Source organism: Burkholderia sp. Ac-20384, assembly GCF_017104605.1.
GTDB lineage: Bacteria > Pseudomonadota > Gammaproteobacteria > Burkholderiales > Burkholderiaceae > Burkholderia > Burkholderia lata.
On record NZ_JAAGPE010000262.1, the window covers coordinates 1 to 12,952 of the forward strand.

17 protein-coding genes and 1 pseudogene are annotated in these 12,952 nt (G+C 66.6%); 10 read left to right on the forward strand and 8 right to left on the reverse strand.

Going from position 1 to position 12,952, the window contains the following annotated elements:
• Window positions 1–781: TolC family protein (locus tag G3O00_RS32625; RefSeq protein ID WP_241025439.1), on the reverse strand; the 781-nt coding region annotated here is incomplete at its 3' end.
• A 154-nt stretch (window positions 782–935) separates the two neighbouring features.
• On the opposite strand from G3O00_RS32625, the gene G3O00_RS32630 reads away from it, so the two are divergent.
• Together G3O00_RS32630 and G3O00_RS32635 are read left to right on the forward strand one after the other, a co-directional pair.
• Window positions 936–1,772: a helix-turn-helix transcriptional regulator gene (locus G3O00_RS32630; protein ID WP_206145459.1), complete on the forward strand. Its 837-nt coding sequence runs from the start codon at window positions 936–938 to the stop codon at window positions 1,770–1,772.
• 696 nt (window positions 1,773–2,468) lie between these two features.
• Window positions 2,469–3,176: an SDR family NAD(P)-dependent oxidoreductase gene (locus tag G3O00_RS32635; protein ID WP_206145460.1), complete on the forward strand. Its 708-nt coding sequence runs from the start codon at window positions 2,469–2,471 to the stop codon at window positions 3,174–3,176.
• A 31-nt stretch (window positions 3,177–3,207) separates the two neighbouring features.
• On the opposite strand, the gene G3O00_RS32640 is transcribed toward G3O00_RS32635, so the two are convergent.
• Window positions 3,208–4,173: a LysR family transcriptional regulator gene (locus tag G3O00_RS32640; protein WP_206145461.1), complete on the reverse strand. Its 966-nt coding sequence runs from the start codon at window positions 4,171–4,173 to the stop codon at window positions 3,208–3,210.
• A 213-nt stretch (window positions 4,174–4,386) separates the two neighbouring features.
• Here G3O00_RS32640 and G3O00_RS32645 point away from each other — a divergent pair, with 213 nt between their 5' ends.
• From G3O00_RS32645 to G3O00_RS32665, 5 genes are all read left to right on the forward strand, one after another.
• The gene (locus G3O00_RS32645; RefSeq protein ID WP_206145462.1) at window positions 4,387–4,860 is read left to right on the forward strand and encodes a RidA family protein; all 474 of its coding nucleotides are present in this window, start codon (window positions 4,387–4,389) and stop codon (window positions 4,858–4,860) included.
• Window positions 4,861–5,124: 264 nt separating this feature from the next.
• A complete protein-coding gene (locus G3O00_RS32650; protein WP_011352035.1) occupies window positions 5,125–5,544 on the forward strand; it encodes an organic hydroperoxide resistance protein in 420 nt (139 codons plus the stop codon).
• A gap of 71 nt (window positions 5,545–5,615) precedes the next feature.
• Window positions 5,616–5,942 (forward strand): DUF4148 domain-containing protein, encoded by a 327-nt coding sequence (locus tag G3O00_RS32655; RefSeq protein ID WP_174931412.1) that lies wholly within the window; start codon window positions 5,616–5,618, stop codon window positions 5,940–5,942.
• A gap of 61 nt (window positions 5,943–6,003) precedes the next feature.
• Window positions 6,004–6,333 (forward strand): DUF4148 domain-containing protein, encoded by a 330-nt coding sequence (locus G3O00_RS32660; RefSeq protein WP_206145463.1) that lies wholly within the window; start codon window positions 6,004–6,006, stop codon window positions 6,331–6,333.
• Between the two features lie 74 nt (window positions 6,334–6,407).
• On the forward strand, window positions 6,408–6,737 hold the full coding sequence (locus tag G3O00_RS32665) for a DUF4148 domain-containing protein (RefSeq protein WP_206145464.1): 330 nt from the start codon (window positions 6,408–6,410) through the stop codon (window positions 6,735–6,737).
• A 240-nt stretch (window positions 6,738–6,977) separates the two neighbouring features.
• Here the strand turns inward: G3O00_RS32665 and G3O00_RS32670 are convergent, their stop codons facing one another.
• Together G3O00_RS32670 and G3O00_RS32675 are read right to left on the reverse strand one after the other, a co-directional pair.
• Window positions 6,978–7,694, reverse strand: coding sequence for a methyltransferase domain-containing protein (locus tag G3O00_RS32670; protein WP_206145465.1), 717 nt, complete (start codon window positions 7,692–7,694; stop codon window positions 6,978–6,980).
• Window positions 7,695–7,737: 43 nt separating this feature from the next.
• A complete protein-coding gene (locus G3O00_RS32675; protein WP_206145466.1) occupies window positions 7,738–8,265 on the reverse strand; it encodes a VTT domain-containing protein in 528 nt (175 codons plus the stop codon).
• 284 nt (window positions 8,266–8,549) lie between these two features.
• On the opposite strand from G3O00_RS32675, the gene G3O00_RS32680 reads away from it, so the two are divergent.
• The 3 genes from G3O00_RS32680 to G3O00_RS32690 all read left to right on the forward strand — a co-directional run bounded on the left by G3O00_RS32680 (window position 8,550) and on the right by G3O00_RS32690 (window position 11,389).
• Window positions 8,550–9,215: a response regulator transcription factor gene (locus G3O00_RS32680; protein ID WP_206145467.1), complete on the forward strand. Its 666-nt coding sequence runs from the start codon at window positions 8,550–8,552 to the stop codon at window positions 9,213–9,215.
• The gene (locus tag G3O00_RS32685; protein WP_206145468.1) at window positions 9,212–10,597 is read left to right on the forward strand and encodes an ATP-binding protein; all 1,386 of its coding nucleotides are present in this window, start codon (window positions 9,212–9,214) and stop codon (window positions 10,595–10,597) included. The genes G3O00_RS32680 and G3O00_RS32685 overlap by 4 nt, the downstream gene beginning before the upstream one ends.
• A 75-nt stretch (window positions 10,598–10,672) precedes the next feature.
• On the forward strand, window positions 10,673–11,389 hold the full coding sequence (locus tag G3O00_RS32690) for a GNAT family N-acetyltransferase (RefSeq protein ID WP_206145469.1): 717 nt from the start codon (window positions 10,673–10,675) through the stop codon (window positions 11,387–11,389).
• Window positions 11,390–11,437: 48 nt separating this feature from the next.
• Here G3O00_RS32690 and G3O00_RS32695 read toward each other — a convergent pair whose 3' ends face one another.
• From G3O00_RS32695 to G3O00_RS32705, 4 genes and pseudogenes are all read right to left on the reverse strand, one after another.
• On the reverse strand, window positions 11,438–11,893 hold the full coding sequence (locus tag G3O00_RS32695) for a MarR family transcriptional regulator (protein ID WP_011352026.1): 456 nt from the start codon (window positions 11,891–11,893) through the stop codon (window positions 11,438–11,440).
• A 102-nt stretch (window positions 11,894–11,995) separates the two neighbouring features.
• Window positions 11,996–12,124 (reverse strand): hypothetical protein, encoded by a 129-nt coding sequence (locus G3O00_RS43985; protein ID WP_277399345.1) that lies wholly within the window; start codon window positions 12,122–12,124, stop codon window positions 11,996–11,998.
• Window positions 12,121–12,492, reverse strand: a complete 372-nt coding sequence (locus tag G3O00_RS32700; protein ID WP_206145470.1) for a GFA family protein — start codon at window positions 12,490–12,492, stop codon at window positions 12,121–12,123. The genes G3O00_RS43985 and G3O00_RS32700 overlap by 4 nt, the downstream gene beginning before the upstream one ends.
• A 171-nt stretch (window positions 12,493–12,663) precedes the next feature.
• A pseudogene (locus G3O00_RS32705) lies at window positions 12,664–12,952 on the reverse strand (nitronate monooxygenase); the annotation flags it as partial.

A 12,952-nucleotide genomic window follows, 5' to 3' on the forward strand; every position in this document is an offset into this window, starting at 1 on the left:
CGAGGCCGCGATCGGGGCCGGTGCCGAGCAGGATCGCGAGCGCGATGCGCGCGCTGTCGATCGACTGCGCGGTGCGGGCCTGCTCGCGCGTCGCGGCCGCGACTTCGCTTTCCGCCTGACGCTGCTGCGCGACGTTGTCGATGCCTTTCGTGACGCGCTGGCGCGTGAGCGTGAGCGCTTCGTCGGCGCGCTCGTATTCGGCCCGCGCGACGTCCTGCTGATCGAATGCGTATGCGAGATTCACGTAGGCGCGCGCAACGTTGACCGACAGCAGCACGCGGGCGGCCTGCGCGTCGACTTGCGCGGCGCGCGCTTCGCCGAGCGCGGCTTCCCATGCGGCGCGGCGGCCGCCCCACAGATCGAGATCCCAGCTCAGGCCGAGATTGATCTCGCGCGTGTGGCTGAAGAAGCCGCCGCCCTCGCCTGACGAAAACTGGGTGCCGGACAGCCGCTCGGCCTTCGCGCTCCCGCGGCCGACGAGGTGCGGCAGCCGCGCAGCCTGCGCCTCGATCACCAGCGCCTGCGCTTCGCGTGCACGCGCATCGGCGGTCGCGAGATCGGGGTTGCCGGCGAGCGCCTCGTCGATCAGCGCACTCAGTTGCGTATCGTTCAGCGCGCGCCACCAGGCGGCAGCCGGCCAGTCGGTGGCCGGCACCTGCGCGAGGCTGCGCGATGCGGCAAGCGTATCGGCGCCGCGCAATGTGCCGGCCGGCGTGAGCCCGTCGCGGCTCGCGCACGCGCCGAGCATGACGAGCGCCGCGGCAACGGCGATTCGCGACATGACGCGCAGCGCGCCGGCATCGCATGTCCAGGGAGCAAGTGCAGCATGCATCGCATTCCTCTGCTTCGTATCGGTTTGAACACGACACACATTGTTGGATGCCCCCGGACAAAGCTGATAATGTTGTTTAGTCAAAAAATAATGAATTCCGGCCATGCCCATCCGAGACGTTTCTCCACCGCGCACCGCGAAGCGCGCCGACTCCGATCCGAGCGAGCGTGAGGACGGCCCGTCGCTGATCGCCGTCTGGGGCGAGGACGACGGCAGCAACACTTACCGGCTCGGTACCCGCGAGGTCGACTGGCACAGCCATCTGCGCGGGCAGGTGTTCTGCGTGGAAAGCGGTTTCGCGCACGTGCGCACGCCGCATGGTTCATGGCTGCTGCCGCCGCATCGCGCGGGCTGGATTCCGCCGGGCGAGCAGCACAAGGTCAGCATCAGCGGTGCGTTGAGCGGCTGGAGCGTCGTGATTGCACCGGCCGCGAGCCGGCGAATGCCGGATCAGCCCTGCGTGATCGCGATCACTGAGTTGATGCGCGCGCTCGTGCGGCGCGCGGTGTCGTGGGCCGACCAGGACCGGCTCGACATCGAGCAGGCGCGCATCAGCGTCGTGCTGCTCGACGAGATGAGCCGCGCGCCGCACGAGCCGCTGCACCTGCCGATGCCGCGCGACCGGCGCCTGCTGCGCATCGCCAACGCAATCCTCGGGCAGCCGCACGACAGCCGCACGCTCGAAGCGTGGGCCGAATGGGCCGGGTTGTCCGCCCGCACGCTGAGCCGGCTGTTCGTCGCGGAAACCGGCACGAGCTTCGCGCAATGGCGCCAGCAGGCGCGCCTGACGCATGCGCTCGAACGGCTCGCGAGCGGCGACAGCGTCGCGAACATCGCGGACGCGCTGGGCTATGCGACGCCAAGCAACTTCATCGCGATGTTCCGCCGCGCATTCGGCGACTCGCCCGCGCATTACTTCGCGAAGCGCAAGCAGCCGTAGCGCGGTGCGCGCGCGCGACGACCGACGTGTTGACGGTGCTGCTGGCGCGGATCAATGCGCCGGATTGAAGGCGCGCACGGCGCGTGTTCCCTTCCCTGCCGTCGAATCGATGGCGAAAAACATGAAGGCTGCCCGGAAGCCGGATATCAGACGCGTTTTCGAAACGGTGAGTTTGGATTTTTAATCGTGCTGTTGTGATAAGAAAAGTTATCCAGATAGAATCGTTGCTTGATCCAACTACGTGTTCCGCAACAGACAATTCGGCTCATCAAGCCGCACGAAAATCGGTCGTTTTCGGCGAGATCGCGCCACGCTTGAACATTCGCGCAGCGTAGCGAGGCGCTTGAGGGCGACGTCGAGCGCCGATTGGTCGATCGGCAGCCGCAACGGCGGCGCATCGCAGTTCAGCGGCGAATATCGCTGGCATTTCGGCTGACATGCCAGTGAAGAGGCCTCGTGCAGCCGGACCATGTCGCCGCCGCGATCCCTGGCCGTTGACCGTCTGCTCCAGGCCGCCACGCCCCGACGGTTCACCCTGACCACCGCCCCCCCTCCCCGCATTTGTTCCCGCGACGCAAGACTGTTGCTCCACGGTGGGTGTTCGAGATCGTGACCGGCGCGCCTACAGTTTGCTCATCGGATTCACGGATCCGGTCGGCACTGAAGCCGAGAACCCTTCACCTATCGAGGCAAATCATGAGCGCATCCAAAGTCATCATCGTCACCGGCGCATCGCAAGGCATCGGCGCGGCAACCGTCGACGCATTCCGGGCCCGCGGCCATCGCGTCGTCGCCACGTCACGTTCGATCGGGCCGTCGAACGATCCCGATCTCGTCACCGTCGCGGGCGACATCGGCGACGCGGCCGTCGCACGGCGCGTGGTTGACGCTGCCATCGAACGCTTCGGCCGCGTCGACACGCTCGTCAACAACGCGGGTGTGTTCATCGCGAAGCCGTTCACGCAGTACACCGCGGACGACTATGCGCAGATCACGAGCGTCAACCTGAACGGTTTCTTCCACGTCACGCAGCATGCGATCGCCGCGATGCAGAAGCACGGTAGCGGCCACGTGGTCAGCATCACGACGAGCCTGATCGATCACGCGAACAGCAACGTGCCGTCGGTGCTCGCGTCGTTGACGAAAGGCGGATTGAATGCGGCGACGAAGTCGCTCGCGATCGAGTATGCGAAGGCCGGCGTTCGCGTGAATGCCGTGTCGCCCGGGATCATCAAGTCGCCGATGCATGCGCCCGAAACGCACGCAACGCTCGCATCGCTGCATCCGGTCGGCCACATGGGCGAGATGAGCGACATCGTCGACGCGATCCTGTACCTGGATTCGGCGCCGTTCGTCACGGGCGAGATCCTGCATGTCGACGGCGGCCAGAGCGCCGGGCATTGAGTCGCGGCGTCGAAACCGCGCGCCGGCGCGCCTAGCGCGATGCACCGGCCCGTTTGGTGCGTGTGCCGGCCGCGGGCCTGGCTGGCGCGCGTGCCAGATGCTCGATGAGGAAGTCGACGAACACGCGCACGCGCGACGACAGAAAGCGCGCATGCGGATACAGCAGCATGAACGGCCGCGACCGGCCGCCGAGGCCGGGCAGCACTTCCACGAGCGTGCCGGCCCGCAGATCCTGCTCGACGATGAAACGGTAGGCCTGGAACAGGCCCGCACCGCTGCGCGCGAGCGTCACGCCGGCAAGGTAGTCGCCCGACGTACCGTAGCTGCCGGTCGTCGCGACGTCGATTTCCTCCGAGCCATCGCTGAACAGCCACGGAATCTGCCGCCCGCTGCTCGGCAGCTCGAACTGGATGCATTCGTGCGCATGCAGATCGTCGATGACGGTCGGCGTGCCTGCACGCTTCAGGTAGCCGGGCGTCGCGACGATCACGAGTTCGGCATCCTCCAGCGTGCGCGCGACCAGGTTCGAATCGGCCGGCGCGCGGCCGCGGATCGCGAGATCGTAGCCTTCCTCGGCGAAGTCGATGTTGCGATTGCTCAGGTGGGTTTCTACGTGTACGTCCGGATACCGCTCGCGAAACGCCGGCAGCAGCGGCAGCACGCGATAGTGCCCGTACGGCGTCGGCATGCTGATCCGCAGCAAGCCGGCGGGCGTGGCCTGCTGGCCGGTCGCCTCGCGTTCGGCGTCGACGAGTTGCGACAGCGCGTCACGGCATTGCTCGAAATAGCGGCGGCCGGAATCGGTCAGGCGGATCTGGCGTGTCGTGCGCACGAACAGCCGCACGCCGAGACGCTCCTCGAGCCGCGCGACCGACCGGCTGACCGCAGCCGGCGTGACGCTCGCCGCGTTGGCCGCCAGCGTGAAGCTGCCGAGTTCGGCGGCGAGGCAGAACAGCTCGATGCTGCCGAGCAGCAGATCGTCGAATTGTCGTTGCATGGGGCGATTCCTGCCGTCTCCGGCGCGTGGTGCGCAATGACGCCGAGTGTGCATGAATCTCGCACGGGAAACCAGCGCGCGTGCACGGCGTGATTCGTTACACCGCGTCGTGAATCAATTGCTCGGCTGACATTTACCGGCTTCGGCCGCATGACTAGAGTGACTCACAGGCAGCACCGTTCGCCCGATTCCTTTTCCTGCAAGGAGCACGACATGACCGTCGAACACGTAGAACAGAAACTGGCCGACCTCGGCCTCGCGTTACCCGAACCGCCGAACCCGCTCGGCAGCTATACGGCCGTCAGCGAAGCCGGCAACCTGCTGTTCGTCTCGGGACAACTGCCGCTCGTCGACGGCAAGGTTGCCTATACCGGCCGCGTCGGCGAGCAGTTGAGCGTCGACGAAGGCAAGCATGCCGCCCGGCTCGCGGCGCTGAACGTGCTCGCGCAGATCCGCCGGCACCTGGGCGGGTTCGAGCGCCTGCGCAAGATCGTGCGCGTCGAGGGGCACGTGAGTTCGGCCGACGGCTTTTTCGGGCAGCCGGCCGTGATCGACGGCGCGTCGGAACTGTTCGCGGCCGTGCTGGGCGACAAGGCCGGACACGCGCGCTCGGCATTCTCGCAGCGCCAGTTGCCGGCCGATGCGGCCGTGATCCTCGTCGTGATCGCCGAGATCGACCCGGCCTGACCGATCGGCCGCCCTGCGGGGCGGCCAGCCCTCCCGCGGGTGTTTTCACCTGCCCCACCCGGATTCGTTGCTCGCCGATTATCGGGGATCGATCACCGGAAAGCCTTGCCCAGAAAGGCCGTACACGTTCCAGATACATTGGAATACAAAATATCGCATGCGATTTAATCGAATGCGCTTGACTCAAACAGTCGCCTCGACGAAACTCCATCGCATGCGATCGAATCGCATCTGAAACAAACCAGCCAACTGACGGAGCAAATGATGAGCAAGATCGAAAAAGTGCTGTACACGGGCAAGACGCATACGACTTCCGGCGGCCGCGACGGCGCGGCGCGCAGTTCCGACGGCCGCCTCGACATCCAGTTGTCGTCGCCGGGCAGTGCCGGCACTGGCACCAACCCGGAACAACTGTTCGCGGCAGGCTGGTCGGCCTGCTTCATCGGCGCAATGCAGCTTGCGGCGCGTGCGGCGAAGGTAACGCTGCCGGCCGATCTCGCGGTCGACGCCGAAGTGGATCTCGGTACCGCCGGCAACGCGTACTTCCTGCAGGCCCGGCTGAACGTGAGCGTGCCGGGGCTCGATCGCGACGTCGCGCAGCGCATCGTCGATGCCGCACACCAGACCTGCCCGTATTCGAAGGCGACGCGCGGCAACATCGACGTCGACATCCGTATCGCTTGAACGATGCATCAGGCGGCCGAGCGCCGCCTTGCCGAATGCCCGATTTCCATTCTTTCTTCTCGAGGTGAATGATGAAAACCCAATTGATCGCTGCCCTTCTCGTCGCTGTTTCGGCCACTGTCGCCGCACCGGCCTTCGCGAGCGAATCCACCGTGACGCGTGCGCAGGTGCGCGCCGAACTCGCGCAGTTGCAACAGGCCGGCTACCCGCTGAATCGCGCGACCGACGCCACCTATCCGAATGATCTCCAGGCGGCACTCACGCAGATCCATGTAACTGATGCGGTCGCCAGCGACGAGCAGGCGTCCGGCTACGGCAGCAACGGCGAGGCGACGACGCAATCGGGCCGCCGGCATGCGGTCAGCGTGGCCGACCGCTCGGTGTACTTCGGTCATTGAGCACGGCGCATCGTCGATACGCGAACCCTGAATCCCTTCTATCCCCCATCTGTCGAGGTAAATGATGAAAACCCAATTGATCGCCGCCCTTCTCGTGGCCGTTTCCGCATCCGCTGCCGCACCGGCGTTCGCCGATGCAACCGTCGTGTCGCGTGCGCAGGTGCGTGCCGAGCTCGCCCAGCTCGAACAGGCCGGCTATCGGCCGGGCCGCGCGAACGATCCGCACTATCCGGACGACCTGCAGGCCGCGCTGACGCGCATTCACGCGAACGACACCGCAGTGGCCGATGCAGTGACATCCGGTTACGGCAGCGATGCCGTCGCCGCGACGCAGTCGGGCAGCCGGCCCGCGACGCGGATCGCCGAACGCTCGATCTACTTCGGTCATTGAACGAAACCGCAATCGGCGCCGGTGGCCGGCGCACGGTGCGCAACCGCTGAATCCCCATTTTCTTGTCGAGGTGAATGATGAAGACCCAACTGATCGCTGCCCTTCTCGTTGCCGTGTCGGCCGCCGTTGCCACGCCCGCGTTTGCTGGAGAAGGCTCCGTGACGCGCTCGCAGGTGCGTGCGGAACTGGCCGCGCTGCAGAAGGCCGGCTACCTGCCGAACCGGCCCAACGACCCGAACTATCCGGACAATCTCCAGGCTGCGCTGCGCCGGGTTCACGACACCGATGCGGTGGCCGTCGAGTCGCAGGTGTCCGGTTACGGCAGCGACGCCGGCAATGCAACGCAGTCCGGCAGCCGCAGCTCGGTTCGCACGGCCGAGCGGTCGATCTACTTCGGTCATTGAGCATGGCGCGTTGGAGTCGTCGCGCCAATCCGGGCAGTTCGATACGACGTGTGAGAAACGGGAGCGCGCGAGCACGGCGCGCTCCTCGTCGGCGGTCGAAGGAGAGTGATGTTGCAAGTCGACATGCAACACGTGCCTACCGCGCAGCGCCAATGCTGCTGCCGGCTTTCGCGACCCGTGATTGTCGAAGAAGGAACCGCAGCCGTTGCAGGCCGAACAGCACCCCATACTCGAGCGCGTTCACGATGACGGACTTCCTTCCATCGATGGCCCCACGCCGTTTGAATTGCGTGACGGCGCGGTATCGAGTCCTCGCAGAATAGTTGCCTCCGCAACCGCATCGAGCAACGGCCGCGCACCAGGCCATTGATGGCCGGCCGCATCGATCCGGCGTTCGAAGCGATACACGATCGCGGGCGGGAAGTTCATCCACGCGACGCCCACCCGGACGGCGCGAATGCGCATGGCCTCCAGGTAGCGCGCCGGAATCGGGCAGCGCGGCACATAGGTGAACTGGTAGAACGCACCATCGGCAGCCAGGTGGCGCGCGAACGCGCAGTGAACGATCGCGACGGCCTGTTCGACCGGCATCGCGACGAGCGGCAATCCGCTCACGACAGCATCCGCACGCTCCCCGCCGAAGAAGTCGCCCGTCATGCCAAGGTGCGCCGCATCCATCTGCATGATCCGCAGCGCGGGAAACTGATGCCGCAGCGTGTTCGCGAATGCGGGATCGGCTTCCACCAGCACCAGCCGGTCACTCGCGACGCCGCGCGCGAGCAGTGCCCGCGTGAACACGCCGGTGCCTGCACCGAGCTCGATCACGGTGGCGCCGTCGCGCGGGATATCGGCGGTGATCAGCGCGGCGAGCGCCGGGCCGGATGGCGCGAGCGCGCCGACGCGGCGCGGATTGCGCAACCAGGTACGCAGGAACAGCATCCAGTCAGGGATTCGCATCGACGGGCTCCAGTCGGGATCGATCGGTCAACGACGTGTCGGGTTAGGCGGCTGCCTGCGCGGCCAGATAGCCGGCCGTGATGAACAGCGTGTTCCACAGCGCGATGCCGGCCGCGGCGCCCGATGCGAATCGCGCGAAACTCGTTTCCAGCAAGCCGGCGAGCGCCGGTGCGACGAGCCGGACGAACGGCACCAGTTGCGACCAGAGCGCGAGCCGCGCGGGCCGCGCACGGATGCCGTCGATCAGCGCGTCCATCCTCGCGGGCTGCAGCCTGCCCAGAGGCGCGACGCGGCGCAGCAGGGCCAGCACGCTGTCTTCCGGCCACAGGTTGCCGAGCGCGTAATGCAGCAGGCAGCCCGCGAAGCTGCCGAGCGCCGTCACGACGATCGCTTCCGGCAGTGTCCATGCGCCTTGCGCGCTGGCGACGCCGATCATCGTGAGCAGCACGTGGGACGGCAGCACGGGGATCAGCCGCTCGATCAGCGACAGGCCGACGAGGCAGGCGATGCTGTTGGCGCCGGCCAGGCTGAGCGCGAGGCCGAACGGGACGAGCGTAGTGAGTTGGTTCATTGCACCGCTCCCGCGCGGCTGGCGCACAACGTGCAAAACGCGCGCGGCCTTCCGTGCCAGAATCGCCTGCACCAGGACGGCGCGAAGGTGGAGCTTCGTGCCGCATTGCATTGCAGCAACGGAATTGAAGGACGTGACACGGTCATCGCGAGCCTCTCGAGAAAACGCCAGATGCATTGCCCCGGCAATGCGGCGAATGGCCCGCATCGTGACCCCCGGGCTTTAAGAAGTTTTTAATCGCGGTCGGTCAGATTGGCGACCTCGACATTCGAGGAGCGAAACCGATGCATATCCTGCTGGTAGAAGACGATGTCATGCTGGCCGACGCCATTTGCGCGGGCCTCAGGCAGAACGGCTGGCGCGCGGACTGGTCGGCCGACGTGCCGGCCGCGCGGCTCGCGCTCGTCGGCCACGACTACGACGCGGTGCTGCTCGACCTGCAACTGCCGGGTGCGTCCGGTTTCACGCTGCTCGCCGCGATGCGTGCGAACTACGACCCGACGCCGGTATTGATCGTGACCGCACGCGATCAGCTGAGCGACCGGATCCGCGGCCTCGACGCAGGCGCCGACGACTATCTCGTGAAGCCGTTCCAGCTCGACGAACTCTACGCACGGTTGCGCGCGCTGACGCGCCGCAGCCAGGGCCGCGTGTCGGAACGCCTGATCTACCGCGACGTGCACGTCGATCCGGCTCGCAAGGAAGTCACGCGTGCCGGCGAACCCGTTGCGCTCAGCATTCACGAGTACCGCACGCTGCTCGCGTTGATGGAGCGGCAAGGCCGCGTCGTCACGCGCACGCAGCTCGAAGCGCGCGTGTACGGCAACGACAGCGCAATCGAAAGCAACACGATCGCGGTGTACATCCATCAACTTCGGCGCAAGCTCGGCGACGAACTGATCGTGACGGTGCATGGCTTCGGCTATCGCGTCGGGGAGAGCCCGGCATGAAGTCGCTACGCGTGCGCCTGCTCGCGACCGTGATGGCGGCGGTCGTCGTGTTCTGGGCGAGCTGGGGGGCGTTTCTCGGTATCGGCCTGTGGCGTGAACAGCGCGGCTGGCGCGACGGCATGCTCGAAAGTGCCGCGCAGCTGCTGCTCTTGTCGCTGCCCGATGCGATCGATCGCCTGCCCGCGGCGAACGCCCAGGCGGTGGTGTCGAACACCGCGTATGGCAAATACGACGTCGCGTTCCAGGTCTGGGTCGATGGCCGCAACGTGATGCACAGCGCGGATGCGCCGGGGCCGGCACTCAAGGCCGACCTGCAGGACGGATACGGGGTGAGCACCGGGCGCGGCGTCGCGCACGACGAGACCTGGCGCGTGTACTCGCTGTCGGATCCGGCGGGCCGGATTCACGTTCAGACGGGCGGGCCGGCCACGACCTGGCAGGAGAAGGCGAACAATGCGCTGCAACTCGGCCTGTTCAATACGGCGGTGATGCTCGGGATGCTGGGCGTTGTGATCTGGTGGGTGATCCGCTGGTCGTTCGGGCCGGTGCGCGACGTCCAGCAGGCGATCCAGCGCAAGGCCGCGTTCGATTTCTCGCCGTTGCCGCTGGTGACGCTGCCGCGCGAACTCCTCCCGCTCGTCGAATCGTTCAATCGCTTGCTCGCACGGTTGAGTCAGGCCGTCGACACCGAGCGTCGTTTCATCGGCGATGCGGCGCACGAGTTGCGCACGCCGCTCGCGGCGTTGTCGGCCCAGGCGGAAGTGGCATTGCAGGCGGACAGTCTGGCGGACAAGAACGACGCATTGCGTCGGCTGGCAACGGGCGTCGAGCGCAGCGCGCGGCTATCCGGGCAATTGCTCGAACTGGCGCGGCTGGATGCCGGATCGCGTGCCGACCAGCATGGGCCGGTCGACCTGTCGCGGCTCGTTGCACTGATCGCGAGCGACTTCGACGCGGCCGCCCATGCGCGCCGGCAGACGATGCGGATCGCGGTCGAACCGGTGCGCGTCTGGGGTGACCTGGACGAGATCGCGATCGCAGTGCGCAACCTGATCGACAACGCGCTGCGTTACGGCCGTGACGGCGGGCGGGTCGAGATCACGTGCGACAGCCCTGCCGATGCGGACGGCGCGCGGGTCAGGCTGCGGATCGCGGACGACGGGCCCGGTGTGCCGGTCGGCGAGCGCGAGCGGATCTTCGAACGCTTTTACCGGGTACCGGGGACGGTACAGCCGGGCAGCGGCATCGGCCTGTCGCTTGTTGCACGGATCGCCGAGTCGCACGGCGGGTCGGTCGAGGTGACGGCCGGTATCGAGGGAAACGGGCTGGCGGTGGTCCTGTCGTTCCCGATCTGGGTGGATCCGGCGCGCTGGCAGCGTTAGTGTGCTGCGCCGCGCCCTGCCCGACCGATCCCGGTCTATGCTGTGCGATCGAAACCGTCAATCGAGGAGCAGCCGATGTCCGATGCAACGACCGGAAACGCGCCAGGCAGTGCGCACCCGCTCGACCGTGTGGTGTGGAACGCGCTGGCGGGCAGGCAGCGCCGCTTTGCGCTCGGCAACGACCGTGCATGGCGATTTCCGGCAGCCATCGCGCCGTTCGCCGCGATCGAGGACACGAGCGCGGCATCGTTCGACGCGTTGCGCGCACTGATCGCCGCCCACGGGCCGGCGGCACTGGTCACGACGGCCGAAATCGAGCCGCCGGCGGGATTGTCGGTGATCCGGCGCGCGAACCTGTTGCAGATGGTCTGGCAACGCGCGCTCGACCCGGCGCCTGAGCCAGGCTACGTCACGCTCGCCGAAGCCGACGTGCCGGAGATGCTCGCGCTGACCACGGCCGCGCAGCCCGGCCCGTTCGGCCCGCGCACGTTCGAGCTCGGCCATTACATCGGCATCCGCAGCGCAGGCAGGCTGGCCGCGATGGCCGGCGAGCGGATGCAGGTCGACGGGTATACGGAGATCAGCGCGGTGTGCGTGGATGCCGCGTTCAGGCGGCAAGGGCTGGCGGCACGTCTGATGCGGTCGTTGATTGCGGAGATCGATGCGCGTTCGGATACGCCTTTCCTGCACGTCCTTACGTCGAACCAGGTGGCGATCGAGCGCTATCTCGCACTGGGTTTCGTCGTCCGCCGCGAGATGCACCTGCTGGTGCTGGGCGACGAGCTCGCATGACGACGCGGCCGGTACGCTGCACGTGCCGGCCGCCGGTGGTCCGGGTATTTATTCGTCGGTCGACTGGATCAGGTTGCCACGCAGCGTGACGATCGCCTTCTGCATCTTCGCGAATTCGTCCGGCTTCAACCCGGTGGCTTCGACCAGATTCATGTCGAGCCCCTTCTCGCGCACGCGGCGGCCGCTCTTCGTCAGGCTGACGAGCACCTGGCGTTCGTCCGACGGATCGCGGTGCCGCTCCAGGTAGCCCATCGCCTCGAGCTTCTTCAGGATCGGCGTCAACGTATTGGATTCGAGGAACAGCTTCTCGCCGAGCTGGCCGACCGTCTGGTTGTCCTGCTCCCACAGCGCGATGATCGTGATGTATTGCGTATACGTGAGGCCGAGCTCTTCGAGGATCGGCTTGTAGGCCTTGCCGAACGCGAGGTTCGTCGAGTAGATCGCAAAGCACAGGAACTCGGACAGCTTCGGTGCGGCGGCGGATGGGGCTTCGGTCGGTTTCATGAACGTCCTCCAGCGGCGCGAACGGCCGCAGATGGACGCATTATATATCGCATGCGATCTTATCGGGAGCATGATAATCGTTCTCGATGAACCGGTGCGCCGTCAGCCCGCCCTGCGGCGCTTGCCGGTCTGCACGCGGCTGACCGACAGCAGCGTGCATTGCACCGGATGCGCGATTTCGGTCGCGAGCCCGCCTGCGGCAAACAGCAGGATCATCAGCCAGCGTTTCATGCGTCCTCCACGACCGAGAGGCTCGCGCCGTCGGCGACCGTCGCATCGAGCGCATACGGATCGACGCCATCGAGGCAGCCGAGATTGACGCGCCAGCAGGCCGGGTCCTTGCGCGTCTGATGGAACGGATAGATGCCGCAATGGCTGCAAAAATAGTGACGGGCCGTGCGCGTGTTGAATTGGTAGCACGTCAGCGCGCCCTCGCCTTCGACGATCTTCAGTTCGCTGGCGGCGAACATCGGGCTCATCAATGCGCCGCGCCGGCGGCACAGGCTGCAGTTGCAGCGAACCGCCGGCGTCACGGCAGTTCGGACTTCGAATTTGACGGCCCCGCAATGGCAGGACCCGTTGAACCAGGTTGCAGACATGGTGCACTCCAGAAGAGGTCATGCCTGCTTTATAGCGGACGCCCGAACGTGCGTTGTATCGCGATGTATCCGCGGTTCGTGCAGATACAGAACATTGCAAATCGGCGGCGATCGGGGGCGTTTACCGATCGCCGGCATGTGGCTGCGGCCCGCTGCTCGCCAATCGTGCGATCAATCCAGCACGTGCTGCATCCGTTCGATCGCGGCCCGTGTTTCGCGTTCGAGCGTGGCGAACAGCTCGGCCGCCGGCAGCGACCGCACGAGCGGCGCCGCCTGCCCGGCCCACTGCGCACCGTAGCCGAATTCACCCTTCGCTTTCGCGGCCGCATGTAGTGCCTTGCCGGCGTCGTATGCGATCGGGTACGCGGGCGTGGCCGGCGCGTGCGGGTCGTCGCCGAGCGCGGTCAGGCGGTTCGCGAGGCCGCGTGCGATCCGGCCCGAGATCGCGGCCGTGAACGTC